The following is a 25,757-nucleotide window of genomic DNA, read 5'->3' on the forward strand; positions in this document are numbered from 1 at the left end:
GACGTGACAACGATGACCGAGACTTCCAACGCCGCTCGCTTCCGTGAGTTCAAGATGCCCGACGTGGGCGAGGGACTGACCGAGGCCGAGATCCTCAAGTGGTTCGTCCAGCCCGGCGACACCGTCACCGACGGCCAGGTCGTCTGCGAGGTCGAGACGGCGAAGGCCGCCGTGGAGCTGCCGATCCCGTTCGACGGTGTGGTGCACGAGCTGCGCTTCCCCGAGGGCACGACCGTCGACGTCGGCCAGGTGATCATCGCGGTGGACGTCGCGCCGGGTTCAGGTGACGACGCCCCCGTGGCGGCCGAGCCGGCGCCCGAGCCCGTCGCGGAGCCCGCGGAGCCCGCGGAGCCCGCGGAGCCGAAGGGCCGTACGCCCGTCCTGGTGGGCTACGGCGTCGCCGAGTCCTCCACCAAGCGGCGCGCCCGCAAGGGCACGGAGGCGGCCCCCGCGGCGGCCTCCGCCGCGATCCAGGGCGAGATGAATGGCCACGGTCCCGCCGCGGTCGCCGAGGCCCGTCCACTCGCCAAGCCCCCGGTCCGCAAGCTGGCCAAGGACCTGGGCATCGACCTGGCGACGGTGACCCCGACCGGCGACGGCGGCGTCATCACCCGCGAGGACGTCCACGCGGCGGCGACGCCGGCACCCGCTCCCGCCCCGGTGCAGACCGAGGCCCCGGCCCCGGCCCCGATTGCGGCCCCGGCCCCGGCCTCCGTGACCGCCCGCGAGACCCGTATCCCCGTCAAGGGCGTACGGAAGGCGATCGCCCAGGCGATGGTCGGCAGCGCGTTCACGGCGCCGCACGTCACGGAGTTCGTGACCGTCGACGTGACGCGCACGATGAAGCTCGTGGCGGAGCTCAAGGAGGACAAGGACATGGCCGGGGTGCGGGTCAACCCGCTCCTGATCATCGCCAAGGCCCTCCTCGTCGCGATCAAGCGGAACCCCGAGGTCAACGCCGCCTGGGACGAGGCGAACCAGGAGATCGTGCAGAAGCACTACGTCAACCTGGGCATCGCCGCCGCTACCCCGCGCGGACTCATCGTCCCGAACATCAAGGACGCGCACGACCAGACGCTGCCGCAACTGGCCGCGTCCCTGGGCGAGCTGGTCTCCACGGCCCGCGAGGGCAAGACGTCACCCGCCGCGATGGCGTCCGGCACGGTGACCATCACCAACGTCGGCGTCTTCGGCGTCGACACGGGCACGCCGATCCTTAACCCGGGCGAGTCCGCGATCCTCGCGGTCGGCGCGATCAAGCTCCAGCCCTGGGTCCACAAGGGCAAGGTGAAGCCCCGCCAGGTGACCACCCTCGCCCTCTCGTTCGACCACCGCCTGGTGGACGGCGAGCTCGGCTCCAAGGTCCTCGCGGACGTCGCCGCGATCCTCGAGCAGCCGAAGCGGCTGATCACCTGGGGGTAGTGACCCCGGTGGTACGTGTATGAGGTGGGCCCGCGAGACGTTCGCGCGGGCCCACCGTCATGTGCGCGCGCCCAGCGAGGTGAGGCGCGCCATCTCCTCCTCGGAGAGCCGCAGTGCGCCGGCCGCCACGTTCTGCGCGAGGTGGTCCGGGTCGCTCGTCCCGGGGATCGCGAGGACGTGCGGCCCCTGCTGCAAGGTCCAGGCCAGCCGGACCTGCGGGATCGAAACCCCGTGCGCGCGGGCGACGGCACACACCTCCGCCTCGTTGTCACCGACCGCAGGCCCCGCCTCCCGTCCGGGCCCGGCGATGGCGAAGAACGGGACGAACGCGATGCCGAGTTCACCGCAGTGCCGAAGGAGGGCCCGCTCCTCGCTCGGCGCCCCGATTCCGTAAGGATTCTGGACGCAGACGACCGGGGCGATGTCCCGGGCCTCGGCCAGTTGGGCGGACGTGACGTTGGAGACGCCGAGGTGGCGGATAAGCCCGGCCTCGCGCAGTTCGGCCAGCGCGCCGAAGTGCTCGCCGATCGAGCCGGTCCGACCGCTCGGCGGTACACGGAGGTTGACCACGTCGAGATGATCGCGGCCGAGTTGGCGAAGGTTCTCCTCGACCTGGGCGCGCAACTGCGCCGGCTCGGCCCACCACCACGCGCCCGAGGGGTCGCGGCCGGGCCAGACCTTGGTGGTGATGACCAGATCCTCCGGGTAGGGCGCCAGCGCGCGGTTGATCAGCTCGTTGGCGGATCGGGTGGCCGAGAAGTAGAACGCGGCGGTGTCGATGTGGTTGACCCCGAGCTCGACCGCCCGCCGGAGCACGCTGATCGCCCGCTCACGGTCACGGGGCACGCCGTCGCCGAAGGGTGCGGTACCCGTCAGGCGCATCGCGCCGAAGCCGACGCGGTACACCGGAAGGTCACCGAGCCGCCAAGTTCCGCCGTGTTCAGCTGAGTTCGTTCGTGCAGGCATGACTGAGGTCTCCTCTTGCGGTGGGTGGCGGAAGCGGTCGCCGGGCACGCGGCTCCGCCCCGGCCCAGCCCCGGGCCCTTCGGCGGGCCCGTTCGCGGGGGCGCCGGTACCGGGTGAGCTGGACGTGTGGCGAGAGCCGGGCGTGTGGCGCGCGCCGGGCGTGTGGCGCGGCCGGGCGTGTCCGGGAACGAAGAAAGCCTCCCCGGCGGAAGGAAATCCGCACCGAGAAGGCTCACGTAACGCCCGGCACCTTAGCAGTCCGCGTGGGGTTGAGACCAGAGTTGCGAGTGATGTGGGTGCTCCCCGGCCGCACGGTGAGTTCGGCGAAGACCGTCTTGCCGACGGTGCGCGGCTCGACGCCCCAGCGGTCGGCGAGCTGGGCGACGTTGAGGAGCCCGCGCCCGTAGCAGTCGTCGGCGCCCGCCTCGCGCAGTCCGGGGAGTCGTTCCCCGCGGGGGTCGCTGACCTCGATGCGGAAGGTGGTGGCGGTGAGGCTGAGGTGGACCCGGAAGAGCCGGCCCCGCATGCTGCCGTGCAGTAAGGCGTTGGTCGCCAACTCGCTTACCAGGAGCGCGGCTTCACCCGCGTGGTGGGGGTGCCCCCACTCGGCGACCAGGCGGGCGGTCCGCCGGCGGGCGAGGGTCACGCTGCGGGCGGTGGGCGTGTAGTCGAGGCGGTCCTCGTGGAGCGGGGGATCGGGTTCGGGTGCGGGGGCCGGGGCTTCCTGGGCTGCGGTCATGGTCGCGCGCCTCTCTGTTGGGGTGCGGGCGGTGGCGATGCCGCGTCTGCGCCGGGCAGGGCGGTGCACTTCCGCCGGTCGTTGCCGCTGAGTGATCGGTGTGCCACTGAAAGTAGCGGAAGCTATTCGCGGGCAGCAAGTACTTCAGGCAGAGAATTCTCTGCCCTAGTTGGTGTTCGATGGACCGGCGCTCCAAACTGAGGCGACTGAGGGAAGGAGTCGGCTGTGGCGGGTAACAGCCCGGATCGCGGGCGGACGGTTTCTACCGTGCTCGGACGCCGTCTCGGCGGTGAACTGCTCCGGCTGCGGGAGGGGCGCTCCCTGCGTCAGTCGCACGCTGCGGAGGCGCTGACGGCGTCGGTTGCGAAGGTGGCGAAGATCGAGCGGGGCCTTGTGCCGATACGGGACCCCGACATCAGGGCTCTTTGTCACCTGTACGGCGAGACGGACGAAGTCGTGGTCGGGCGGCTGTTGGCGCTTGCCAAGGCCGACCGCGAACGCCGCAAGGCAAGCGGCTGGTGGAACCAGTACCCAGGGCTCCAGTCAATGGCCGAGTACGTGGCTTTGGAGGACATCGCCACAGGCCTCCGTACCTGGCAACTCGCCATCGTGCCCGGCCTGCTCCAGACGCCTGACTATGCGCGGGCGCTCGCTGTGGGAAATGGCTCCTGGGAAGACCCGGATGAGATCGAACCCTTCGTCGAGTCCCGGATGGCCAGGCAAGTTCGCCTGACCGGCGACCGGCCACTGGAGCTTTGGGCTCTCGTGCAGGAGAGCGTGCTCCGCCAACTGGTGGGAGGACGAGCTGTGATGAGGGAGCAGCTCGGCCACCTGCTGGACATGGCCCGACGCCCGAATGTGAAACTCCAGGTGATGCCGTACCTGGTGGGTGCGCACCCCGGCATGACCAGCGCCTTCACCATCGTGTCGTTCGCCGAACCAGGCGCGCTCGACGTGGTCCACATGGATACCACCTCGACCACCCTCTGGTTGGAGAGCGATACTGATGCGGAGCGTCACGACAGGATCTTCGATCGCATGACGCGTCTTGCGCTCGCTCAGCGCAACTCGGTCACACTGATCGACGGAATCCTCAAGGAGATGTAGACCGCGTGCCCGCGTATACGTTCGTCAAGTCCAGCTACAGCGGAGGCAACGCCGGGCAGGAATGCGTCGAGGTGGCCCGCAACATTGCCAACATCGTCGCCATCCGCGACTCCAAGACACCCGCCGGCCCCGTCCTCCTCCTCGCCCCCGCCGCCTGGCGCGCCTTCCAAGCGGGCCTGCGCCGGGCATAGGGCCAGGCCGGGGGGGACCCCCCGACCCATCCACCGGCCCGCCGGATGTCGCCCCCGCGCGCGTTCCGCGATCGTCGATCCCCTGACGCAGATCGCGTACGGGGAGAGGAACACTTTGCGACACGGGATTTCCAAGGCGGCAACCGCACTCGTGGCACTGGCCCTTGCCGGTGGGGCGATCGTTCCCGCCGCCGCGGCGCCACGGCCCGCCGTCGACGGCATCTGGCGGGTGAACGGCTACGGCACCGTCCTGTCGATCGCGCACGGGCGGCTTCAGGAGTACCAGACCACCGCGCTGGGCTGCATCAAGGGCGAGCCGGCGAAGCAGACGGCACCGGGCGTGTACAGGTCCGGCGACGGGACGCTCCTCACCGTCCAGGCGTCCGGGACGCTACGGCTGTCGGGTTCGGCCGGGTACCGGGAACTGCACCGGCTGGGCAGGCTCCCGGCGGCATGTGCGCAGCCCGCAGCCGAGGACGACCCGGTGGCGACGTTCGACGTCTTCTGGCAGTCCTTCGAGGAGAACTACCCGTTCTTCGCCGCCAAGGGCATCGACTGGCATGCCGTACGGGACACGTACCGGCCGAAGGTGCACGCCGACACGTCCAGGGACGAACTCTTCACCCTCTTCAGCGAGATGGTGAAGCCGCTGTACGACGCACACGTCACCGTCTTCGACGGCGAGCGGCGCTTCTCCCAGGTCCGTCCGGGTACGGCCGTGATCGGCAGTGATCTGGACACCAAGGTCAAGGACTACATCGTGCGGAGCGACCTCGACGGCGAGCCGCTGCGGGAGTTCGCGAACGGCCGGATCAGCTACGCGGATCTGCCCGGCGGGCAGGGCTATCTGCGGCTTTCCGGGTTCGCCGGTTACAGCAGCGGGGAAGGGCATGCGTACGCCGCGGAGCTGGCCGAGCTCGACAAGGCGCTGGACACCGTGTTCACCGCCGAGCGCACGGCCTCGCTCACCGGACTCGTCATCGACCTGCGGATCAACGGCGGCGGTGCGGACGCCCTCGGCCTGCACCTTGCCGGGCGCCTGACCGACTCCTCGTACACCGCCTACCGCAAGCGCACCCAGTACACCCGGCCGCAGCCCGTCCCCGTGAAGCCCGCACGCGGCGTCCCCCGCTACGGCGGTCCGGTGGCCGTGCTGACGGCCGCGACGACGTTCAGCGCGGGCGAGACGTTCACCCAGGCCCTCATCGACCGGCCCGGCCGGACCGTCCGCATCGGGGAGAACACGCAGGGCGTCTTCTCCGACACCCTGGACCGCACTCTGCCGGGCGGCATGACGGTCTGGCTGCCGAACGAGGAGTTCCTCACCCGCCGGGGAGGGACCTTCGACGGTGCGGGCATCCCGCCTTACATCCGTACGCCGGTCTTCACCGAGGAGGAGTTTGCGACGGACCGCGACTCGGCCTTCGACGCGGCGGTCGCCGTGCTTCGGGAGCAGAAGCCGGCATGAGACGCCACGTGCCGGTCCGGTGTGTCGGGTTACGGGTCTGTCCCAGCGGGTGGCCGCGTCGAACGAGTGCGGAACCGTGGCGGGAGGTGGCCACAGGGCAGGCCCGGCGGCGGGTTCCGGAGCGGCGCAGCCGGTGCGAAGGGGTGAGTCGCCGGCCTGTACGTGTAACAGGCATGTCTTAGGCGGCGGTTCGGCGGAACGGTGCGGCGGGCCCGCTGCTCTTGTTGATCAGTAACGCTCGCTCGTACCTGATCAATACGGAGCGGCCGGTCCCGTTCACCGATGCTGAGGAAGAAATGATGCGCGCTCACAGGATCACCTTCGCCGCCCTGGTCGTTGCCGCCGGTCTCTCGCTCACCGCCTGCCAGAACGGTGACGACGGCGCGGCGGCGAGCGACCCGTCGTCCGCCTCCTCGGCCTCCGCCGCGTCCTCATCGGGAGGCGGTTCGGGCTCGGGCGGCTCGGATCAGGACAGTGGGAAGGGCTCCGCCGGCACCGGCTCCGACGGCAAGGGCACGGCCGCCCCCGCCGACTCCGGTTCCGGTTCCGGTTCCGGAGGCAACGGCTCGGCCCCCAAGTGCACCACCGACGGGCTGGAGATCACGGCACAGGACGGCTTCATCGACGGCGACCCCGATGGCAGCGTCGTGGTGGCGCTGACGAACGGCAGCGGCGCCGACTGTGTGATCTCCGGGTTCGCGGGCGTCGACCTGAAGACCAACGCGGGGGACATCTCCGCCACGCGCAAGGGCGAGCCCGGTGACCCGTACACCCTCAAGAACGGCAAGGAGATCGACTTCTACGTCAGCTACCCGCTCAATGAGTCGGGCGGCTCCGGTGTCCGCATCACGGGGCTGGTGGTGACCCCGCCGAACGAGACGAAGTCGGTCACCCTCGCCTGGCCGGGCCAGGACTCGCTGCCCGTCACGGACGGTTCCGGCTCCCCGGTGCTGGTGGGCCCGATCGGCAGCGCCGGCCAGGGCGGCTGATCCGGGGGGTTCGGGCGCGGCCGGGAGGCAAGTTCCCGTTCTCTCCGTCGGGTTAGCCCCCGGGTCGGCCCTGGTGACAGCGCCTCCCGGCGACGGGGGCGGGCAGGATGGGCCGGACCCCTCGTCCCTGGTGGGATGGGCGCCACCCTCGAAACCGGCGGCGAAGGGCCGCGGGCGAGGGCAGAAAAGGGGTCCCTCATGCAGGTGTTACGAAGGCGCCGGCGACGACTGCTCGTCCTGACCGGCCTGGCCACGCTCCTCCTCGCCACATCGGTCGGCCCGACAGCCGCCGCGGACGCGCAGTACGCCGATCCGCTCCAGCGGCGGGTGGACGCGATCCACGACACCGGGGTGGTCGGGGTCTCCGCCGAGGTGACGTCACCGGGCACACGCACACGGGCCTTCGCGCGGGCCGGGGTGGCCGAGAGGGGCACCCGGAGGCCGATGCCTCCGGGCGGCAGGTTCCGGATCGGCAGCGCCACCAAGACGTTCACCGCCACGGTCGTGCTGCAACTCGTCGGCGAGGGACGGCTGTCCCTGGAGGACACCGTCGAGCGGTGGCTGCCGGGAGTGGTCGGCGGCGACGGGCCGGACGGCGGTTCCGTCACCGTGCGGCAGCTCTTGCAGCACACCAGCGGGATCCCCGAGGTCCTTCCGGAGATCGCCGCCTTGAACAGCGCCGACGGGTACCGGGCCGAGCGGTTCCGTACGTACACCCCGGAGGAACTGGCGGGGCTGGCGATGCGGCGCCCGGAGGAGGTGTCGACCGAGGCCGCTTGGTCGTACTCCAACACCAACTACATTCTCGCCGCGATGATCATCCGCGAGGTGACCGGACGCAGCTGGGACCGGGAGGTGGAGGACCGGATCATCCGGCCGCTGGGCCTGAGCGGTACCAGCGCGCCCGGCACCTCGCCGTTCGTTCCAGGCCCGCACGCCCGGGCCTACGCCGCCTTCGGCGCAGGCAAAGGCGCAGGCATCGATGTCACGGCGCTCAACACGAGCATGGCCGTCGGATCCGGCGCGCTGATCAGCACCACACACGACCTGAGCCGGTTCTACGCCGCGCTGCTCGGCGGCCGCCTCCTGGAACCGGCGGAGCTGGCCGAGATGACGGCCACCGTGCCCGCACCCGGGATGGGCGTCAGCTACGGACTCGGGCTGGGCGAGATCCCGTTGACCTGCGGCGGCACCTACTACGGGCACCCGGGCGAACTGCTCGGCTACCGCACCTGGGCGGGCATCACCCGGGACGGATCCAGGACGGCCGTCGTGTACGCGACGAGTGACGGCGGCCCGGACACGCAGCAGGCAATGAGGACGCTCGTGGACCAGGAACTGTGCGGTGCGCGCCGACCCGGGGGAAGGGCCGGCTGAGGGCCTGCCGGGCCCCTGCTTCACCAGGTGGGTCCGGCCTTCACCGCCGGGCCGCTGCCGGCCCCCGTGACCCTCCCGTCGACAGGGCAACAGAATGTGGGTGTGGAGACCACGGGTTCCGAACGAGGGGGAGCGATGGGCAAGAGGGAGAGGCCGCGACGCCGGGCTGCCGCCGCAGCGGGAGTCACGCTGGCGGTAACGGTGCTGGCCGCTTGCGGAGGCGGTGGTTCATCGGGTGCGAAGCCGTCCGGCACGTGGGCGGAACCGTCCCGCGCGGCGTCCGGGAGGCCGAGCCGGCCCGCGTTCGATCCGCCCGTCCGCTTCGACGGGCCCACTGTCGAACTCACGGATGCCCAGCAGCCGAGCACGACGAGCGGAGAGGCGCTGCGCCCCGCGCTGACACTTGCCGACGGCGTCGCGTACATCACGACCGAGGGTGGACTGGAGGCGATCGACACCGGGACCGGCGATGCGCGCTGGAACGTGGAGACCAAGCACCCCGCGGACCCGGGCGGTTTCGGAAGCAAGCGTGTCGCTCCCTGGGTGTCGGCCGACGGCAGGACGGCGTACGCCGCCTTCGGCAGGGAGGTGGAGGGGGAAGGGACGGCGCCGGACCGTTCCGTGATCGAGGTGCTGGCCGTCGAGACGGCCACGGGCCGTACGGCGTGGTCGGCGGAGATCCCGTCCGCGCCGAGTTCCACCGGGCTCGCCGCCGTTGCCATCGGCGCCGACGAGAACCTCGCGCCGCAGGTCGTGGGCGTGGACGCCGGAACGGCGGTCGTCACCGAGGCCGACACCACGTATGCCGTCGACCCGGCCACGGGCGCGGTCCGGTGGAAGAAGGCCGATTTCCGTGCGCTGACCTTCGCGGACGGTGTCGTCGCCGGTGGCGAGGAGACGGGTTACGCCGAAGGCAGGCTGCTGGGCGTCGCCGCGGACACGGGCAGGCAGCGGTGGACCGAGCCGGACGTGCGGCAGCCGGACTCGGTGGGCGTGCGGTGGCTGAGCGGCAACCTCGATGACCGGACGGTCGTCGTGGACGCGGTCAGCGGCAGCACGCGTGCGTCGTTCGAAGGCCGCGACTGGCGGTGTCTCGACGACGAGCGGTCGCTGATGGAGTGTTCCAAGTACGGGTACAGGGCGGCGGACAGAGGAATCGTGGTCTTCGACGCCACGTCGGCCCAGCAGAAGTGGGTGCTGCACGCCCGCTCCGGGCGGGTGATCCCGAAGGTCACCGGGTTCTGGCACGGTGCCCTGTACGGGGAGGTGGGTGAAGAGCCGGTCGTCCTGGACGGGAACACGGGCAAGGACCGGCAGACGTCCGCAGGCGCCGCGCCGTACGAGATCGATCGCTACGGCGGTGTGGAGGGAACGTCGTTCCACCGCGCAACACGCTGACAGGACGAGGGGCCCCGCGGCGTATGCGGGACCCCTCTCCGTACGCCGGGCACCTGCTCACACCCGGCTGAGATACCTCTGGAGGCCGTAGTCCATGAGCTTCTTCGCGTCCGCCGTGCGGGTCGTCTCCGAGGTGGAGGTCAGGACCGCGCCGATGACGGTCTTGCCGTGGCGGGTCGCGGCGAAGACCAGGCAGTACTTGGCCGTCGGGCCGGAGCCGGTCTTCACGCCGATCGCGCCGCTGTAGGTGCCCAGCAGCTTGTTGGTGTTGGTCCACGACATGTAGCGGGAACCGCCGCTCTTCGTCGTGACCTTCTGCTTCGTCGACTTCGTCTTCACGACCGTGCGGAACGTGGAGTACTTCATCGCGCTGCTCGCGAGCTTCGTCAGGTCGCGCGGGGTCGAGTAGTTGGACCCGTTGTCTATGCCGTCGAACGAGTCGAAGTGCGTGTTCGTCAGGCCGAGGGTCTTGGCCGTGGAGTTCATCTTGCCGATGAACGACTTCACCCGGGCCGCGCGCGTGGAGCCGGATCCGAACTTGTCGGCGAGCGCGTACGCGGCGTCGCAGCCGGACGGCAGCATCAGACCGTAGAGCAGCTGACGGACCGTGACCTTGTCGCCCACGATGAGACGGGCCGAGGACGCGCCCTTGGCGACGATGTAGTCGCTGTACGCCTTCTGGACCGTGACCTTGGAGTCCAGGTTGAGGCCCTTCTGGGCCAGCACCACCCGGGCGGTCATGATCTTCGTGGTGGAGCCGGTGGAACGACGGGTGTCCGCGGCCTTGGTGAACAAGGTCCTCCCCGTGCCGTTGTCCATCACGAAGCCGCCCTTGGCGACGATCGTCGGAGCCGGTGGCGCGGCAGCCTGTGCCGTGGAGGCGAACGTGCCTCCCGCGATGACGGCACCTGCGGTGAGTGACACCGTGGCGGCTACGGAAACACGCCTTATGCGTTGAATGCCGAGTTTCAAGTTGACGCTCCAAAGGCCCCTGGAATGCGGCTACATGGGGGTAGCCGCGCATTGGTGAGACGTACGGGGCCGATGGATGGTTGTGGCAGGGGCGGGGTGATTTTTCACGACATCCGGGAGACGTCAGCGATCGCCGGCGGCCCGGAAGGTGCGGCGGTAGACCTGCGGCGATACACCGATCGCGGTGTGCAGGTGCTGGCGCAGTGACGCGGGCGTCGCGAATCCGACCCGGGTGGCGATCTGCTCGACCGGCACGTCGCTGGACTCGAGCAACTCCCGTGCCCGGGCGACCCGCTGCTGGATCAGCCAGCGACCCGGGCTCATCCCCACCTCGTCCCGGAACCGGCGGGCGAACGTGCGCAGGCTCATCCGGGCGTGCCCGGCGAGGTCGGTCAGCGTCAGGGGCTCGCCCAGCCGTCCGAGCGCCCACTCCTGGGTCCCCGCCGTCCCGGCTGCCGACGGCCGGGGCACCGGCTGCTCGATGTACTGCGCCTGCCCGCCCTCCCGCCACGGAGGCGTCACGCACCGGCGCGCGACGTGATTCGCCACCTCGCTGCCGTGGTCCTTGCGTACGAGGTGCAGGCACACATCCACGCCGGACGCGGCCCCGGCCGACGTGAGGATGGCACCGTCGTCGACGAACAGCACATCCGCGTCCAGGTCCACCGCGGGGAACATGGCCCGGAACCGGTCCGCGAGATGCCAATGCGTCGTGGCCGGATGCCCGTCGAGCAGTCCGGCCGCGGCGAGCGTGAAGGCGCCCGTGCAGATGGACACGATGCGTGCGCCGGAAGGAATCCGCGCGAGCGCTTCGGCCACGGGGGCCGGCAGCCGCGTCGAGTCCGGAGCCGACTCGTACGGCGGGATGACCACGGTGTCCGCTTCCGCCAGCGCCTCGGGCCCCTGGTCCGGGGCGATCGCGAAGTCCGACGAGGTGCGCACCGGTTGACCGTCGACCGTGCAGGTGACCACCTCGTAGAGGCCCTCCGCTGTGCCGAAGACCCGCTGCGGGATGCCGAGTTCGAACGGATAGACCCCGTCGAGCGCCAGGACGACGACACGATGCATGGCACGCATGGCACGATCCTAGCGGCGAATGGCATTCGGGCCACTCCCGCCGGACGCCCGGGAGCAGCAGGCTGGTGCGCATGAACGACAACGTCATCACGATGCGCGCGATCAGCCAGGACGTCATAGGCGGCCCCGAGGTGCTCAAGGAGGTCCGGCTGCCCCGGCCGGTGCCCGGACCCGGTGAGGTACTCGTCCGTGTGCATGCCGCCGGGGTCAACCCCACCGACTGGAAGCACCGCGGCCTCCCCGGGCTCTTCCTGGGTGAGCCGCCTTTCGTCCTGGGCTGGGACGTCTCCGGTGTGATCGAGACGACCGGCCCCGGCGTCACCCTCTTCAAGCCCGGCGACGAGGTCTTCGGCATGCTGCCCTACCCGTACGGGGCGGGCTCCCACGCCGAGTACGTCACCGGCCCCGCCCGCGCCTTCGCCGCCAAGCCGGCCGGCATCGGCCATGTGCAGGCTGGCGCGCTGCCGCTCGCCGCTCTCACCGCCTGGCAGGCCCTCGTCGACACCGCCGGTCTCGAAGCCGGTCAGCGGGTGCTGATCCACGCGGCGGCCGGGGGCGTCGGCCACCTCGCCGTTCAGATCGCCAAGGCACGCGGGGCGTATGTGATCGGTACGGCAAGCGCGCCCAAGCACGCGTTCGTGCGCGCCCTGGGTGCCGATGAGGTTCTCGACTACCGCACCACGGACATCGCCGACACCGTCCGCGATGCCGACGTCGTCCTGGACTCCCAGGGCAGCGACCACGCCATCCGCTCCCTGCGCAGTCTGCGTCCGGGCGGCATCCTGGTGTCCCTCCGGCTCGACGGCGGCAACCCGGCGCTTGCCGAGGACGCGGCCCGGCTCGGTGTGCGCGCGGAGGTCATGCTGGTGCAGGACGACCATGCCGGGATGGCGGCGATCGCCCGGCTCGCTGCCGAAGGCCGGTTGCGCGCGGAGATCGCCGGGACGTTCGAGCTGGCGGACGCGGCGAAGGCGCACGCGCTCGGTGACACGGGGCGCACCGCGGGGAAGCTGGTGCTGACCGTGCGGTGACGGCCTCGGCACCCCGAATGCTCGGCGGCGCAGGGGGTGCGGGGTGTTGAACGCGGGTCGCGCGTCCGCATCGTGGAAGGATTCACGCTTGCGTGCATGTTGTATCTATGCTGTGCGCATGCCTGCTCCAGCCGCGTCCCCCGTACGCCCGCCCGCGAAGCGGCCCCCCGCCGCCGAGCGCGTCTACACCCACATCAAGGACGCGGTCCTGAACCGCCGCTACGAGGGCGGGACGCTTCTGACGGAGGGCGACCTCGCCGACGCCGTGGGGGTCTCCCGTACGCCCGTGCGCGAGGCACTGCTGCGGCTGGAGGTCGAGGGGCTGATCAAGCTCTACCCGAAGAAGGGCGCCCTCGTGCTCGCCGTCTCCGCGCAGGAGATCGCCGACGTCGTGGAGACCCGGCTGCTCGTCGAGGAGTTCGCCGTGCGCAAGGCGGTGCCCGCCTCGGCGAAGCTGATCGCCCGCCTGGAGGAGCTCCTGGAGGAGCAGCGACAGTTGTCCGAGGCCGGTGATCTGGCCGCCGTCTCCGTGAAGGACCGCTGCTTCCACGCCGAGATCGTCCGCCACGCGGGCAACGAGATCCTGTCCCGCCTCTACGACCAGCTGCGCGACCGGCAGCTGCGGATGGGGGTCGCCGTCATGGAGTCCCACCCCGGCAGGATCGCCGCCAACATCACCGAGCACGGCGAGCTGCTGGAGGCGATCAGGGCCGGTGACGCGGACGGTGCCGCGCAGGTCGTGCGCCGCCATGTCAGCCGGGTCAAGGTGCTGGTCAGGGGTGAGGACCGGTGAGTTCCGGCGCCGCTCCCACCCTGTCCCTGCCCGGTGATCCGCCCGGCGGCCGGCGTGCCGCCCGGGTCTGGGGCATCGGTGTCGCCGTCTACTTCGTCGCGATCATCTTCCGTACCAGCCTCGGGGTCGCGGGACTCGACGCCGCCGAGCGCTTCGACGTCAACGCCTCGGCGCTCTCCACCTTCTCCATCCTCCAACTGCTCGTCTACGCGGGCATGCAGATACCCGTCGGCCTGATGGTCGACCGGCTCGGCACCAAGAAGGTGCTCGCCATCGGGGCCGTCCTGTTCACCCTCGGGCAGCTCGGCTTCGCGCTCTCCCCCTCGTACGGCAGTGCGCTGGCCTCCCGCGCCCTGCTGGGCTGCGGCGACGCGATGACGTTCATCAGCGTGCTGCGGCTGGGGGCCCGCTGGTTCCCGGCCCGGCGCGGCCCGCTGATCGGACAGGTCGCCGCCCTCTTCGGCATGGCGGGCAACCTCGTCTCCACGCTGGTCATCGCCCGGTCCCTGCACGGCCTCGGCTGGACCACCACCTTCGTCGGCAGCTCGCTGGCCGGGGTCGTGGTGCTGGTGCTGCTCCTGCTTTTCCTGAAGGACCACCCCGAGGGGTTCGAGCCGCCGCCCGCCGAGCACGCCGGGGCGACGTACGTGCGCAAGCAGATCGCCGCCGCCTGGCGGGAGCCCGGCACCCGGCTCGGTATGTGGGTGCACTTCACGACGCAGTTCCCGGCCATGGTGTTCCTGCTGCTGTGGGGCATGCCGTTCCTGGTGGAGGACCAAGGGCTGAGCCGGGGGACCGCAGGGGAGCTGCTCACGCTGGTGGTGCTCTCCAACATGGCCGTGGGCCTCGTCTACGGGCAGGTCATCGCCCGCCACCACGCGGCCCGGATCCCGCTCGCCCTGGGGACGGTCGGCATGACGGCCCTGCTGTGGGCGTCGGCCATCCTCCACCCCGGCGACCATGCGCCGATGTGGCTGCTGATCACCCTGTGCGTGGTGCTCGGCGCCTGCGGGCCCGCCTCGATGATCGGCTTCGACTTCGCCCGCCCGGCCAACCCGCCGGAGCGCCAGGGCACGGCGTCGGGCATCGTCAACATGGGCGGCTTCGTCGCCTCGATGACCACGTTGTTCGCCGTCGGTGTGCTGCTGGACGCGACCGGCGACAACTACCGCATCGCGTTTGCCTCGGTCTTCGTACTGGAGGCGCTCGGCGTCGTACAGATCCTGCGGCTGCGGCTGAAGGCCGCACACCGGGAGCGGGAGCACCATGTGGTCAGCCGTGTGGAGGCCGTGCACGTGCCCGCGTGACCGCCGTGTGCGCGCCCCGTCCGGCCGGGCGTCGCTTCCGTGCCCGCCCGACCCCTGAAACGGCGGTGCGCCCGTCCCCCCGCGGGGCGGGCGCACCGGTGTGCCATGACTACGGGGTGACGGCGAAGTTCTGCAGGATCGCGGCGGCCAGGTCCTGATCGCCCTCGGCCTTGATCCGGTCCGCGACGGCACCCGGCCGCACCCGGCCGCAGGCCAGGCGTACGTACGTCTCCCAGTCCATGGCCAGCGTCACCACGGGACCGAGCGAAGGCGCGCCGTCCACCGAACCGCGGCCCTCCGCGTCGACCCTGACGGTGCGCAGGAACTCCACCGGGCCGTGCACATCCAGCACGACCGCCGAATTGGGCGGTGCGCCCGCGTCCTTGGCCACGACCTTCGGCAGCGCCAGGAGCAGCGTGTCCCGGACGACCGCGGCGCCGGGGGAATCCAGGTTGCCGGGCTTGCCCAGCGTCGTCCGCAGATCCTGTTCATGCACCCAGACGTCGAAGGCGCGCATGCGCAGCGCCAGTTCGAGGGTCTGCTCGGCGCCGAGCGGCGCCCGCGTCATGGTCTCCGGGTCACGCGTCTCGTTGCGCAGCTGACGGGCCCGGCGGATGATCGTGTACTCCAGCTCGGAGGTCATCTCCGGCGCGGTGTGGTGGCGCCGGACGTCGACCTGCATCTCCATGTAGCGGGCGAAGTCGCTCTGCACATGGAAGAGATCACGCGGAAGCGTGTGGATGGGACGTGGATCGCCGAGCTGCTCGCACTCCATGCCGATGATGTGCGAGACGATGTCGCGCACCGACCAGTTGGGGCATGGCGTACGGCCGTTCCACTCCCCCTCGGTGAGCGGGCTCACCAGCTCGGCTATCGACTCGATGGAGTGGGTCCAGGCGTCGGCGTAGGTCTGGAGGCTGGGATGGACGGTCACGGGACCCCTCGTGCGGTTCTGCGGTGCATGGGCTGGAGAGCTGGGCGCGGACGGCGGGCTGCGAGCGGCGATGAGGTTCGGTGGCTAAGTTACGCTGCGAGCAGGCACCCCGGCAGTGCTTTCGTGTGACGATCGTAGGCCCGTGTTGACGGCTCGAATGCCAGGACGGTGGTAGTGTGCGCGCCTCCCTCATCCAGATCGCAGTAGACCCGGACGAATCCGTGAATTCCCGCAGGGAACGCGCGGCTTCACTCATCGCGGCCCAGCGGGGCGCGGACCTGGTGGTCCTGCCCGAGCTCTGGCCGGTCGGCGCCTTCGCCTACACGGAGTTCGAGAACGAGGCCGAACCGCTGCACGGCCCCACGCACGAGGCGATGGCCAAGGCCGCCGCCGACGCCGGGGTCTGGCTGCACGCGGGGTCCTTCGTCGAACGGGATGCCGACGGCACGCTCTACAACACCACGCTCGTCTTCACGCCCGAGGGCGAGCGGGCCGCCGCCTACCGCAAGATCCACCGCTTCGGTTTCGATCAGGGCGAGGCGGTCATGATGGGCGCCGGCGACGAGCTGGTGACCCTCGCCCTGCCGCAGACCACCCTTGGCCTCGCCACCTGCTACGACCTGCGCTTCCCCGAGCTGTTCCGTGGACTCGTCGACGCCGGCGCCGAGACCCTCGTCGTCGCGGCCGGCTGGCCGGAGCGCCGCCGCGCCCACTGGACGCTGCTGGCCCAGGCCCGGGCCGTGGAGAACCAGGCCTACGTCCTGGCCGTCGGCTGCGCCGGCACCCACGCCGGGGTCCCGCAGGCGGGGCACAGCATCGTCGTCGACCCGTGGGGCGAGGTGCTCGCCGAGGCGGGCGCGGACGAGGAGGTGCTGACCGTGGAGTTCGACCCGGCCAGGGTCGCCACCACCCGGGACCAGTTCCCCGCGCTCAAGGACCGCCGGCTGGGGCTGGCGCCGCCCGTGTCACTGAGCTGAGCGAGGGCCCGCCCGCATCGCTGAGCTGACCCGAGGACCCGCCCGCATGGCCGGGCCGACCGGGGGCGGTGCCTGTTTCACGTGAAACAGGCACCGTGCCTCTCAGCCCATGTGCTTCTCAGTCCTCGTGCTCCTTCTCCGCGAGCACGATCACGCACACCGCCACCGCGATCAGCAGCCCCGCGTCGGCGTCCTCGCGCACGAGGTCGATCCCGTACGTGTCCCGCACGGTCAGCCAGCGGCGCGAGATCTGGGCCAGCAGCTCCCCGTCGTAGTCCACGGCGAACTCGCGGTCCAGGATCTTGCCGCTGACGTCGAGCTCGGTCCCGTCCACCAGCGTCACCCGGTAGTGGTTGCGCAGCAGCGACAGCCGCTTCCGCTTGACCTTCGCGAGCTGCTCTCCGTCCCGCTCGATGAGCATCGTGTCGCGCAGGCTGAGCAGCTTCTGCCGGATCTCGACGATGATCCGGCCCTGCGCGTCCTTCAGCTCGAAGGTGTCGCGCACCCGCATGGCCTTGCCGTCGACGAGGAAGACCTTGCGGCCGTCCGAGTCCTCGATCCAGTAGTCGTCACCGATGCCGAACAGTCGCTCACGCACGAGAAGTCTCATGGCTCACAGGTTCCCCGAGCCCCCTGCGGAATGCGCGGACGCCACGTTGGGGTTGACTGTTCCCATGGCAACACGTGCGCGCGTCAGAGCCCCCGAACTGATCGGCAAGGGCGGCTGGCTCAATACAGGCGACCGGCAGTACACCCTCGCTGACCTGCGAGGGCGCATTGTGATCTTGGATTTCTGGACGTTCTGCTGTGTGAACTGTCTGCATGTCCTCGATGAGCTGCGCGAGCTGGAGGAGAAGCACCGCGACACCGTGGTGATCATCGGTGTGCACTCGCCGAAGTTCGTCCACGAGGCGGAGCACCAGGCCGTCGTCGACGCCGTCGAGCGGTACGAGGTCCACCACCCGGTACTGGACGACCCCGAGCTCGCCACCTGGAAGCAGTACGCCGTACGCGCCTGGCCGACGCTCGTCGTCGTGGACCCCGAGGGCTATGTCGTCGCCCAGCACGCGGGCGAGGGCCACGCCCACGCCATCGAGAGGCTGGTCGAGGAGCTGGAGGCCGAGCACGCGGCGAAGGGCACCCTGCGCCGCGGTGACGGCCCCTATGTGGCACCCGAGCCGGTGGCCACGCACCTGCGGTTCCCCGGTAAGGCCCTGCTGCTCGCCGACGGCGGCTTCCTGGTCTCCGACACCACCCGCCACCGCCTGGTCGAGCTGGACGCGGACGGCGAGAGTGTCCGGCGGCACTTCGGGTCGGGCGAGCGCGGACTCGTGGACGGCGGGCCCGACGACGTCCGGTTCAGCGAGCCGCAGGGGCTGGCGCCGCTGCCCGACGGGCGGATCGCCGTCGCCGACACGGTCAACCACGCGATCCGAGCCCTCGACCTCACGACCGGTGTGACGACCACCCTCGCGGGCACGGGCCGCCAGTGGTGGCAGGGAGCCCCCACGAGCGGCGCGGCCCGCGAGGTCGACCTCTCCTCGCCGTGGGACGTCGCCTGGTTCGACGGCAGGCTGTGGATCGCCATGGCGGGCGTCCACCAGCTGTGGACGTACGACCCCGAGGCCGGCACCGTCCGGGTCGCGGCCGGCACCACCAACGAAGGTCTGGTCGACGGACCGGGCGCGGAGGCCTGGTTCGCCCAGCCGTCCGGGCTCGCCGCGACCGAGGACCGGCTGTGGGTCGCCGACTCGGAGACGTCCTCCCTGCGCTACGTCGACCTCGACGGCGCCGTGCACACCGCCGTCGGCACCGGGCTCTTCGACTTCGGCCACCGCGACGGAGCCGCCGCACAGGCGTTGCTCCAGCACCCGCTCGGCGTCACCGCGTTGCCGGACGGGTCCGTCGCCGTCTGCGACACGTACAACCACGCGCTGCGCCGCTACGACCCGGCGAGCGACGAGGTCACCACGCTGGCCACGGATCTGCGTGAGCCGAGCGACGCCGTGCTGGTCGACGGCGACCTCGTGGTCGTCGAGTCCGCCCGGCACCGGCTGACCCGGCTCCGGCTGCCCGAGGAGGCGGTACGGGTCGCCGACCAGGCGCACCGGACCCAGCGCGCGGCCACCGGGATCGCCCCGGGCACGCTCCGGCTCGACGTCGTCTTCCAGGCGCCCGCCGGCCAGAAGCTGGACACCCGCTACGGGCCCTCGACCCGGCTGCTGGTCTCCTCGACACCGCCGGAACTGCTGGCCGCGGGCGAAGGCGCGGGCACCGACCTCTTCCGCGATCTGGTCCTCGCCGACGGCGTCACCGAGGGCGTCCTGCACGTCTCCGCGATGGCCGCTTCCTGCGACGACGACCCGGCGAACGAGTACCCGGCCTGCCACGTCCACCAGCAGGACTGGGGCGTCCCCGTCAGTGTGACCGCCGAGGGGACCTCGCGGCTGCCGCTGGTGCTCGCGGGCATGGACGAGCAGGGCTGAGCGCGTCGGCCGGGGCGGGCGCGCGGGACCGCCGCCGCCCGCCCCGGCCGCTTCACCACCCGCGGCCCGTCACCCGCCGTCGGCGAGCCGCCGGACCGCTTCCTCGTACCGCCGCACGTACTCCTGCCCCGCGGCGACGCGCAGCAGCGCCTCCAGGGCCCGCACCGCGCCCACGTCGTACCCGGCCCGCTCGGCCTCCGTGGCCGCCAGGTCCAGCAGCAGAACCCCCTCGTCCTCCGCGCCCAGGGCGAGCTGCGCCTCGCCGCTGACGGTGGTCAGGAGCACCCGGCGGGCCGCTTCCTCGTGCTCGGGGCCCAGCTCGAATGCGGCGCGGGCGGAGTCCAGGGCGTCCTGTGGGCGTCCCGCGGTGAGCTGCATGCGGGCGAGGTGCTGGAGGGCGAGCATCTCGGTGTGCGCGTCCGGTTCCTTCCTGGCCAGCTCCAGCGCCCGGCCGCAGCCCTCCATCGCCATGTCGAGGCCGCCCTGTTCGGCCTGGACGATCGCCAGGTTGATCAGGGCCGTCGCCTCGCCGAGCCGGTCCCCCGCCTGCCGCGCGAGGCCGGGCGACGGCTCCAGAAGGGCCACGGCCTCGCTGGTCCTGCCCTCTTCCGACAGCACCCAGCCCAGCAGATTGCGCACCCGGGACTCGGCGTACGGGTCGCTCCGGGCGACCGCCGCGGCCAGGGCCAGTTCCAGCATCGGGGCCCAGCCGTCCCGCGCCCGCCACACCACGTGCGGCCACTGGAGCAGGATGATCCGCCAGGCCCGGTCCTCGAGCCCCGCGGTACGGGCTGCGGCAGCGGCCAGGGAGAGGTCCTCGCGCTCGGCCGCGAGCCAGTCCATCGCCGCGTTCCGGCCGGCGAAGTCCCGTACGGCGGCGGGCCGGTGGAAGCCTTCCGGCAGCACGAAGCAGGGCTCACCGCCGGGTTCGGCGGTGTCCGCTGCGGCCAGCGCGGTGGCGATGTAGTGGTCGAGCACGCCGAGAAGCGCGTCCGGCCCGGCCGCCGGGTCGAGCCCGCGGGCGTAGAGCCGCACCAGATCGTGCAGTATCCAGCGCCCGGGCCCGGCCTCGGTGACCAGATGGGCGGCGGCGAGCCGTTCCAGCGCGGCCGCGGCGACGACCGGGTCGCTGCCGGCGAGGGCGGCGGCCGTGTACGGGTCGAAGTGGCTGCCCGGGTGGTGGCCGAGCCGGGTGAAGTGGCGGACGGCGTCCGGCGGCAGTTGCTGCACGGTCAGCCGCAGCGCGGCGGAGACACCGGTGTCCTCCACGGCGAGATACGTCAGCCGGCTGCGCTCGTCGGCCAGTTCGTCCGCCATGTCGGCGAGCGTCCACTGCGGGCGGCCCGCCAGCCGCGCCGCCGTGACCCGCAGGGCGAGGGGCAGTCCGCCGCAGAGCTCGGCGAGCCGCCGGGCCGCCACCGGTTCGGCGGTGACCCGCTCCTCGCCCAGTACCCCGGCCAGGAGCGCGGTGCCGTCCGGCGGCTCCAGCACGTCCAGCGGCACCGGGACGGCGGCGTCCGAGGCGATGAGGCCCTCCAGCCGGTGCCTGCTGGTGATCAGCGTGACGCAGTCCGTGCCGCCGGGCAGCAGCTGCCCGACCTGGGCGGAGTCACGGACGTTGTCGAGGACGACGAGGAGGCTGAGCCGGTCCGTCAGCGAGCGGAACAGCGCCGCGGCGCCGGTGACGGACTCCGGGATCCGGCGGGGTGCGACGCCGAGCGCGAGCAGGAACTCGCGCAGGACTTCGAGGGGGGTCGGCTCACCGGTGTCGGAGAACCCGCGCAGGTCGGCGTAGAGCCGCCCGTCCGGGAACGCCGCGGGGGACCGGCGCGCCCAGTGCAGGGCCAGCGCGGTCTTGCCCACCCCGGCCGGTCCGGTGAGCAGACAGACGGGCGCCTCGCCGGCCGCCGCCCGGGACAGCGCGGTGAGTTCGGTGCCGCGCCCGTGGAAGCCGCGGGGCGCGCGGGGCAGCAGATCGGTGGGGTGCGGCGTGGTGCCGGGGTGCGTCGGAGGCAGGACGAGCGGGGCGCGGGGCGGCGCGGCGGGGGCGGGCACGTCGGCGCGTGCCGGGGCGGCTCCGGCGCCGTCGTGGGTGCCGGATGCGCGGTCGGCCTCGGGCGCCTGCGCCGGGTCGCCCGGGGGCCGGCCGCCCGCCGGTTCCGGATCGCCGCGCAGGATCTGCGCGTACGCGTCGGCCAGCTCGCGTCCCGGATCGATGCCCAGCTCGTCGGCGAGCATCCGGCGGGTGCGGTGGAACCGGTCCAGCGCCTCGGACTGCCGGCCCGACCGGTACAGCGCCGTCATCAGGGCCGCGGCGAGGGACTCCCGCATCGGATGGGCGTCGGCCTCGGCGCGCAGGACCGCCGCCGCACGGTGGTGCTCCCCCAGCTCGGCGTAGGCGCGCGCCAGCTGCTCGACCGTCGCCAGCCGGGACTCCTCCAGTGCGTGCGCGGCAGCCTGGAGCGGTGCGCTGGCGTACGTACCGGTGAGCGCGGGCCCCTGCCACAGCGACAGGGCCTCCTTCAGCATGAGCACGGAGTCGGCCGGGCTGCGCTGCTCCCGGGCCAGCATCAGCAGTTCCTCGAACCGCTGGGAGTCCAGCAGGGTCTCCGGCGCCCGCAGGACGTACGCGTCGCCGAGCGTGGCCAGTTCGACCCCGTACGCCTCCGCGTCCGCACCCGTCAGCAGGACGCGCAGCCGGGACACATGGCCCTGGATGACCGTGCGGGCGTGCAGGGGCGGGGCGTCGTCCCACAGGCAGTCCGTCAACCGCGCCATGGAGACCGGCGTGTTGGCGCGCAGCAGCAGTGCGGCGAGCAGGCTGCGGCGCTTGGCGGGGCCGAGTGGCAGCGGCCCGGTCAGCGTGTCGACGCAGACCGTGCCGAGCAACCGGAACTCCACGAGCGGCTCTCCCATTCCCGGGCGTGACGCGCCCGGTTCCGGGTCACGGACAAGCGGCCAGAATATCGGGGATCCCGCAGTGCCCGCCAAGGGGTGCGCCCGCTCGGCGGGGCGCACCCACGCAGGTCACAGCCGCCGTTCGTCGTCACCCACCACGGTGGTGGTGGGCGGCACGACCATACGGCGCCGGCGCATCACGCTCGCGTAGACGAAGACGCCGATGATGCCGACGATCATCATGATCCAGCCGACCATGTCCACGTTGACCGTGTCCAGTTCCCAGTCGGTGGCGAAGGCGAGTATCGCCCCCGCACCGATGAGGATGATGCAGCCTCCGAGTCCCATGAGTTCCGCCTCCTCGACGGTCCGGAAGCTCCGGACCGTGTACGGCTCGGGTACCCGGCCCGCCGACGAGCATGCTCCCGACCCAGGTCCTAGGACACGGCCCCGCTCAGGGACTCCTGCGTCGGGACGACGACGCCGTACAGGTCGGCGATGGTGGCGAGTGCGCTGTGGTGCACCTGACGGGCGTCCAGTTCGGTGCCGGCGACCGGCAGGGCACGGGTGGCGCAGGCGTCGGCCACGACGGTGGGGCGGTTTCCGCGCAGGAAGGCGCCCTGAGCGGTGAACTGCACGCACATGTGGGTCATGAACCCGGCGATGACGAGGTCGGTCCTGCCCGCGGCGTCGACGTGCTCGCCCAGGTCGGTGCCGAAGAAGGAGTCCGGTGCCTGTTTGACGACGACGGTCTCGCCGCCGGCCGGTGCGACGGCCGGGTGGATCCGGCCGATCTCGGCCCGGATGTCGTACGGGGTGCCTTCCCCGCCGTCGTTGATGACGTGGATGACCTTCGTGCCCGCCTCACGGGCCTGTGCCAGGAGCCGGGCGCCGGCGTCGAGCGCGGCCTGCCAGCCGTCCAGCTCCATCACGCCGGTCGTGTAGGTGTTCTGGTAGTCGATGAGGACCAGCGTCGAGGCGGCGAGCTTCGCCGGTGTGTCGTCGAGGCCGTTGAGTTGACGCAGCGTCGTTCGGGGCATGGCTGTGGCACCTCGGGTGTCGGGTCGGGGAGGTCGGCGCCCACCGGATCGGCGGGCCGTACCCACGACGCTAGGGTCCACCCCGCTGTGTCGGCAATGTCGTCTAACATGCAGAAACCGACACCGCGGAGTAGACACGGCCGCACCCGACACCGCAGCCGTGCAAGGACAGGGAGCCCGGGAGCCTGTGAGCGTGAGCACCGTCGACCGGCTGGTCGTCGTCGTCCTCTTCGACGGCGTCGACCTGCTCGACGTCACCGGACCGCCCGAGGTGTTCTCCCTCGCCCGCCGCGAGACGGAGGAAGCGGCGGGCTACGACGTGGTCCTGGCCGCCGAGACGACGGCCCCGGTCACCACCGCCGCCGGAGTCCGGATCCTTCCCGACCTCACCTTCGACGACCTGGCGGCGCGGAGCATCGACACCCTCCTGGTGCCCGGAGCGGTGGAGACCGACGGGCAGGGGCGTGTGACCCCGCTCACCGAACCGGCCGTGGTGCGCCGGGTGGAAGAGCTCGCCGGACGCACGCGCCGGGTCACGTCCGTCTGCGTCGGCGCGCACATCCTCGCCGCCGCCGGACTCCTCGACGGCAAGCGGGCCACCACGCACTGGTCGACCGCCCGGCAACTCGCCGCCGACCACCCACTGGTGGAGGTCGACGCCGATCCGATCTTCATCCGCGAAGGGGACGTGTGGACCGGCGCGGGGATCAGCGCCTGCCTCGATCTGTCGCTCGCGCTGATCGCCGACGATCTGGGCGAGGCCGTCGCGCTGCGGGTCGCCCGGCAGCTCGTGATGTACCTGAAGCGGCCGAGCGGCCAGAGCCAGTTCAGCGTTCCGCTGGAGCAGGTCTCCACGACCCGGCGCATCGAGGATCTGCGGCACCACATCATGCGCAACATCGCCGGACCGCTCACCGTCGCGGACCTCGCCGCCCACGGGCACATCGGCGACCGGCAGCTCACCCGGATCTTCAAGACCGAACTCGGCACGACGCCCCACGCCTACATCGAGTCGGTCCGCGTCGAGAGGGCACGCAACCAGCTCGAATCCACCGACGCCACCCTCGAACGGATCGCGTCCACCTGCGGGTTCGGCACCGTCGACACCCTCGTCAGGGCGTTCCGCCGCAGGCTCGACACGACGCCGACCGAGTACCGCCGCCGCTTCCGGACCGGCCCGCGGTGACAGAGGTCTCCCCGTAACGACAGCGGTCCCCCCGCCGCACATCGGCAGGGGGACCGGCGGAGCGTGTCGTCAGCCCGCCAGGAACGCCGCCAGCGCGGTGGCCAGCAGATGCGGGTCGTCGGCGCCGCACAGCTCACGGGCGCTGTGCATCGACAGGATGGCCACGCCGATGTCGACGGTCTGGATGCCGTGCCGGGCGGCGGTGATCGGGCCGATCGTGGTGCCGCACGGCATCGCGTTGTTGGAGACGAACGTCTGCCACGGCACGCCCGCCTTCTCGCACGCCGCCGCGAACACGGCCCGGCCGCTGCCGTCGGTCGCGTACCGCATGTTGACGTTGACCTTGAGGATCGGTCCGCCGTTGACGACCGGGTGGTGCGTCGGGTCGTGGCGCTCCGCGTAGTTGGGGTGGATCGCGTGGCCGGTGTCCGAGGAGAGGCAGACGGTGCCGGCGAAGGCACGGGCGCGGTCCTCGTACGTACCGCCGCGGGCGAACACCGAGCGCTCCAGGACCGTGCCGAGCAGCGGCCCGTCCGCGCCGGTGTCGGACTGCGAGCCGTTCTCCTCGTGGTCGAAGGCGGCCAGCACCGGGATGAACGGGATCTCGGAGTCGGGCTGCCCGGCGACGGCGGCGAGGGCCGCGGTCGCCGCGTGCACGGAGAGCAGGTTGTCCATGCGCGGACCGGCCACCAGCTCGCGGTCACGGCCCAGGTAGGAGGGCGCCTCGACGGGGTGCGGCATCAGGTCCCAGCCGGTGATGTCCTCGGCGTCGACGCCCGCCTCCTCGGCGACGAAGCGGATGAGGTCGCCCTCCTCGACGTCACCGAGCCCCCAGATGGGCTGCATGTGCTTCTGGCGGTCGAGCTTGAGCCCGTCGGGGTTGGCCGACCGGTCCAGGTGCACGGCCAGCTGCGGGACGCGCAGCAGCGGCCGGTCGATGTTGATGAGCCGGTGCGTGCCGTCGCGGAGCGAGATCCGGCCGGCGAGGCCGAGGTCGCGGTCCAGCCAGGTGTTGAGGAGCGTGCCGCCGTAGACCTCCACGGCGACCTGCCGCCAGCCGTACGCACCGGTGTCGGGCAGCGGCTTCACCCGCAGGTTCGGGGAGTCGGTGTGGGCTCCGACGATCCGGAACGGGGTGTGCGCCCCGGCGCCGTCCGGCACGTACCAGGCCACGATGGCGCCGCCGCGCAGGACGTACTTCCCGCCGGTCGTCCCGTCCCAGGCCGCGGTCTCCTCGACCTGCCGGAAACCGGCCTTCTCCAGCCTCGCCGCGGCGCTCGCCACGGCGTGGTACGGGGAGGGGGCGGACATCAGGAAGGCCATCAGATCGTCGGTGTGGCCGCGGTCGAACCGGAAGGAGGAACTCATGTTCTTCACTTTAACCAGGCCCGGCCCGGAG

At 71.7% G+C, this 25,757-nt stretch carries 23 protein-coding genes; 13 read left to right on the forward strand and 10 right to left on the reverse strand.

Features of this window, described 5'->3' with window-relative positions:
* Positions 1-3 precede the first annotated feature (3 nt).
* Positions 4-1,422 (forward strand): dihydrolipoamide acetyltransferase family protein, encoded by a 1,419-nt coding sequence (locus OG959_RS19425; protein WP_326660113.1) that lies wholly within the window; start codon positions 4-6, stop codon positions 1,420-1,422.
* 57 nt (positions 1,423-1,479) lie between these two features.
* Here OG959_RS19425 and OG959_RS19430 read toward each other — a convergent pair whose 3' ends face one another.
* Both OG959_RS19430 and OG959_RS19435 read right to left on the reverse strand, forming a co-directional pair.
* A complete protein-coding gene (locus tag OG959_RS19430) occupies positions 1,480-2,388 on the reverse strand; it encodes an aldo/keto reductase (RefSeq protein WP_326660115.1) in 909 nt (302 codons plus the stop codon).
* 232 nt (positions 2,389-2,620) lie between these two features.
* Positions 2,621-3,127 carry an ATP-binding protein gene (locus tag OG959_RS19435; RefSeq protein WP_326660118.1) on the reverse strand — a complete coding sequence of 169 codons (507 nt, stop codon included), beginning with the start codon at positions 3,125-3,127 and terminating at the stop codon, positions 2,621-2,623.
* Between the two features lie 225 nt (positions 3,128-3,352).
* Here OG959_RS19435 and OG959_RS19440 point away from each other — a divergent pair, with 225 nt between their 5' ends.
* From OG959_RS19440 to OG959_RS19465, 6 genes are all read left to right on the forward strand, one after another.
* Positions 3,353-4,234 (forward strand): helix-turn-helix domain-containing protein, encoded by an 882-nt coding sequence (locus tag OG959_RS19440; protein ID WP_326660120.1) that lies wholly within the window; start codon positions 3,353-3,355, stop codon positions 4,232-4,234.
* A 5-nt stretch (positions 4,235-4,239) separates the two neighbouring features.
* Positions 4,240-4,425, forward strand: a complete 186-nt coding sequence (locus OG959_RS19445; RefSeq protein WP_326660122.1) for a DUF397 domain-containing protein — start codon at positions 4,240-4,242, stop codon at positions 4,423-4,425.
* Between the two features lie 115 nt (positions 4,426-4,540).
* Positions 4,541-5,893, forward strand: a complete 1,353-nt coding sequence (locus tag OG959_RS19450) for a S41 family peptidase (RefSeq protein ID WP_326660124.1) — start codon at positions 4,541-4,543, stop codon at positions 5,891-5,893.
* 299 nt (positions 5,894-6,192) lie between these two features.
* On the forward strand, positions 6,193-6,882 hold the full coding sequence (locus OG959_RS19455; protein ID WP_326660126.1) for a DUF4232 domain-containing protein: 690 nt from the start codon (positions 6,193-6,195) through the stop codon (positions 6,880-6,882).
* A gap of 198 nt (positions 6,883-7,080) precedes the next feature.
* Positions 7,081-8,259, forward strand: coding sequence for a serine hydrolase domain-containing protein (locus OG959_RS19460; RefSeq protein ID WP_326660128.1), 1,179 nt, complete (start codon positions 7,081-7,083; stop codon positions 8,257-8,259).
* 135 nt (positions 8,260-8,394) lie between these two features.
* Positions 8,395-9,657 carry an outer membrane protein assembly factor BamB family protein gene (locus tag OG959_RS19465; RefSeq protein WP_326660130.1) on the forward strand — a complete coding sequence of 421 codons (1,263 nt, stop codon included), beginning with the start codon at positions 8,395-8,397 and terminating at the stop codon, positions 9,655-9,657.
* A 57-nt stretch (positions 9,658-9,714) separates the two neighbouring features.
* Here OG959_RS19465 and OG959_RS19470 read toward each other — a convergent pair whose 3' ends face one another.
* On the reverse strand, positions 9,715-10,629 hold the full coding sequence (locus tag OG959_RS19470; RefSeq protein WP_326660132.1) for a D-alanyl-D-alanine carboxypeptidase family protein: 915 nt from the start codon (positions 10,627-10,629) through the stop codon (positions 9,715-9,717).
* Positions 10,630-10,752: 123 nt separating this feature from the next.
* Entirely contained in the window at positions 10,753-11,706 is a 954-nt protein-coding gene (locus OG959_RS19475; RefSeq protein WP_326660134.1) for a GlxA family transcriptional regulator, read from the reverse strand.
* 71 nt (positions 11,707-11,777) lie between these two features.
* On the opposite strand from OG959_RS19475, the gene OG959_RS19480 reads away from it, so the two are divergent.
* From OG959_RS19480 to OG959_RS19490, 3 genes are all read left to right on the forward strand, one after another.
* A complete protein-coding gene (locus tag OG959_RS19480; protein WP_326660136.1) occupies positions 11,778-12,737 on the forward strand; it encodes an NADP-dependent oxidoreductase in 960 nt (319 codons plus the stop codon).
* 118 nt (positions 12,738-12,855) lie between these two features.
* Positions 12,856-13,530, forward strand: a complete 675-nt coding sequence (locus OG959_RS19485; RefSeq protein ID WP_326660137.1) for a GntR family transcriptional regulator — start codon at positions 12,856-12,858, stop codon at positions 13,528-13,530.
* Positions 13,527-14,837, forward strand: coding sequence for an MFS transporter (locus tag OG959_RS19490; RefSeq protein WP_326660139.1), 1,311 nt, complete (start codon positions 13,527-13,529; stop codon positions 14,835-14,837). Before OG959_RS19485 ends, OG959_RS19490 begins: the two co-directional genes overlap by 4 nt.
* Before the next feature lie 109 nt (positions 14,838-14,946).
* Here OG959_RS19490 and OG959_RS19495 read toward each other — a convergent pair whose 3' ends face one another.
* Entirely contained in the window at positions 14,947-15,771 is an 825-nt protein-coding gene (locus tag OG959_RS19495; protein ID WP_326660141.1) for a maleylpyruvate isomerase family mycothiol-dependent enzyme, read from the reverse strand.
* A 176-nt stretch (positions 15,772-15,947) separates the two neighbouring features.
* Between OG959_RS19495 and OG959_RS19500 the strand changes: the two genes are divergently transcribed.
* Positions 15,948-16,748, forward strand: coding sequence for a carbon-nitrogen family hydrolase (locus OG959_RS19500; protein ID WP_326660143.1), 801 nt, complete (start codon positions 15,948-15,950; stop codon positions 16,746-16,748).
* A gap of 118 nt (positions 16,749-16,866) precedes the next feature.
* Here the strand turns inward: OG959_RS19500 and OG959_RS19505 are convergent, their stop codons facing one another.
* Entirely contained in the window at positions 16,867-17,358 is a 492-nt protein-coding gene (locus OG959_RS19505; RefSeq protein ID WP_326660145.1) for an LURP-one-related/scramblase family protein, read from the reverse strand.
* Positions 17,359-17,422: 64 nt separating this feature from the next.
* Between OG959_RS19505 and OG959_RS19510 the strand changes: the two genes are divergently transcribed.
* On the forward strand, positions 17,423-19,234 hold the full coding sequence (locus OG959_RS19510) for an NHL domain-containing thioredoxin family protein (RefSeq protein ID WP_326660147.1): 1,812 nt from the start codon (positions 17,423-17,425) through the stop codon (positions 19,232-19,234).
* 69 nt (positions 19,235-19,303) lie between these two features.
* On the opposite strand, the gene OG959_RS19515 is transcribed toward OG959_RS19510, so the two are convergent.
* The 3 genes from OG959_RS19515 to OG959_RS19525 form a co-directional block, all read right to left on the reverse strand.
* Positions 19,304-22,135, reverse strand: a complete 2,832-nt coding sequence (locus OG959_RS19515; RefSeq protein WP_326660149.1) for an AfsR/SARP family transcriptional regulator — start codon at positions 22,133-22,135, stop codon at positions 19,304-19,306.
* Between the two features lie 126 nt (positions 22,136-22,261).
* Positions 22,262-22,480: a DUF6458 family protein gene (locus OG959_RS19520; RefSeq protein ID WP_148019816.1), complete on the reverse strand. Its 219-nt coding sequence runs from the start codon at positions 22,478-22,480 to the stop codon at positions 22,262-22,264.
* Between the two features lie 89 nt (positions 22,481-22,569).
* Positions 22,570-23,172, reverse strand: a complete 603-nt coding sequence (locus OG959_RS19525; RefSeq protein ID WP_326660152.1) for a cysteine hydrolase family protein — start codon at positions 23,170-23,172, stop codon at positions 22,570-22,572.
* 193 nt (positions 23,173-23,365) lie between these two features.
* Here OG959_RS19525 and OG959_RS19530 point away from each other — a divergent pair, with 193 nt between their 5' ends.
* Entirely contained in the window at positions 23,366-24,358 is a 993-nt protein-coding gene (locus tag OG959_RS19530; protein WP_326660154.1) for a GlxA family transcriptional regulator, read from the forward strand.
* A gap of 69 nt (positions 24,359-24,427) precedes the next feature.
* Here OG959_RS19530 and OG959_RS19535 read toward each other — a convergent pair whose 3' ends face one another.
* Positions 24,428-25,726 (reverse strand): M18 family aminopeptidase, encoded by a 1,299-nt coding sequence (locus OG959_RS19535; protein WP_326660156.1) that lies wholly within the window; start codon positions 25,724-25,726, stop codon positions 24,428-24,430.
* Between the last annotated feature and the right edge of the window lie 31 nt (positions 25,727-25,757).

Origin of the sequence: Streptomyces sp. NBC_00385, from assembly GCF_035917155.1 — a bacterium.
Taxonomy (GTDB): Bacteria; Actinomycetota; Actinomycetes; order Streptomycetales; family Streptomycetaceae; genus Streptomyces; species Streptomyces poriferorum.

Coding starts and splice junctions, on each gene's coding strand:
- OG959_RS19430 (WP_326660115.1), bottom strand. CDS start 2,388: ATGCCTGCACGAACGAACTCAGCTGAACACGGCGGAACTTGGCGGCTC.
- OG959_RS19435 (WP_326660118.1), bottom strand. CDS start 3,127: ATGACCGCAGCCCAGGAAGCCCCGGCCCCCGCACCCGAACCCGATCCC.
- OG959_RS19455 (WP_326660126.1), top strand. CDS start 6,193: ATGCGCGCTCACAGGATCACCTTCGCCGCCCTGGTCGTTGCCGCCGGT.
- OG959_RS19460 (WP_326660128.1), top strand. CDS start 7,081: ATGCAGGTGTTACGAAGGCGCCGGCGACGACTGCTCGTCCTGACCGGC.
- OG959_RS19465 (WP_326660130.1), top strand. CDS start 8,395: ATGGGCAAGAGGGAGAGGCCGCGACGCCGGGCTGCCGCCGCAGCGGGA.
- OG959_RS19475 (WP_326660134.1), bottom strand. CDS start 11,706: ATGCGTGCCATGCATCGTGTCGTCGTCCTGGCGCTCGACGGGGTCTAT.
- OG959_RS19480 (WP_326660136.1), top strand. CDS start 11,778: ATGAACGACAACGTCATCACGATGCGCGCGATCAGCCAGGACGTCATA.
- OG959_RS19485 (WP_326660137.1), top strand. CDS start 12,856: ATGCCTGCTCCAGCCGCGTCCCCCGTACGCCCGCCCGCGAAGCGGCCC.
- OG959_RS19505 (WP_326660145.1), bottom strand. CDS start 17,358: ATGAGACTTCTCGTGCGTGAGCGACTGTTCGGCATCGGTGACGACTAC.
- OG959_RS19510 (WP_326660147.1), top strand. CDS start 17,423: ATGGCAACACGTGCGCGCGTCAGAGCCCCCGAACTGATCGGCAAGGGC.
- OG959_RS19520 (WP_148019816.1), bottom strand. CDS start 22,480: ATGGGACTCGGAGGCTGCATCATCCTCATCGGTGCGGGGGCGATACTC.
- OG959_RS19525 (WP_326660152.1), bottom strand. CDS start 23,172: ATGCCCCGAACGACGCTGCGTCAACTCAACGGCCTCGACGACACACCG.
- OG959_RS19535 (WP_326660156.1), bottom strand. CDS start 25,726: ATGAGTTCCTCCTTCCGGTTCGACCGCGGCCACACCGACGATCTGATG.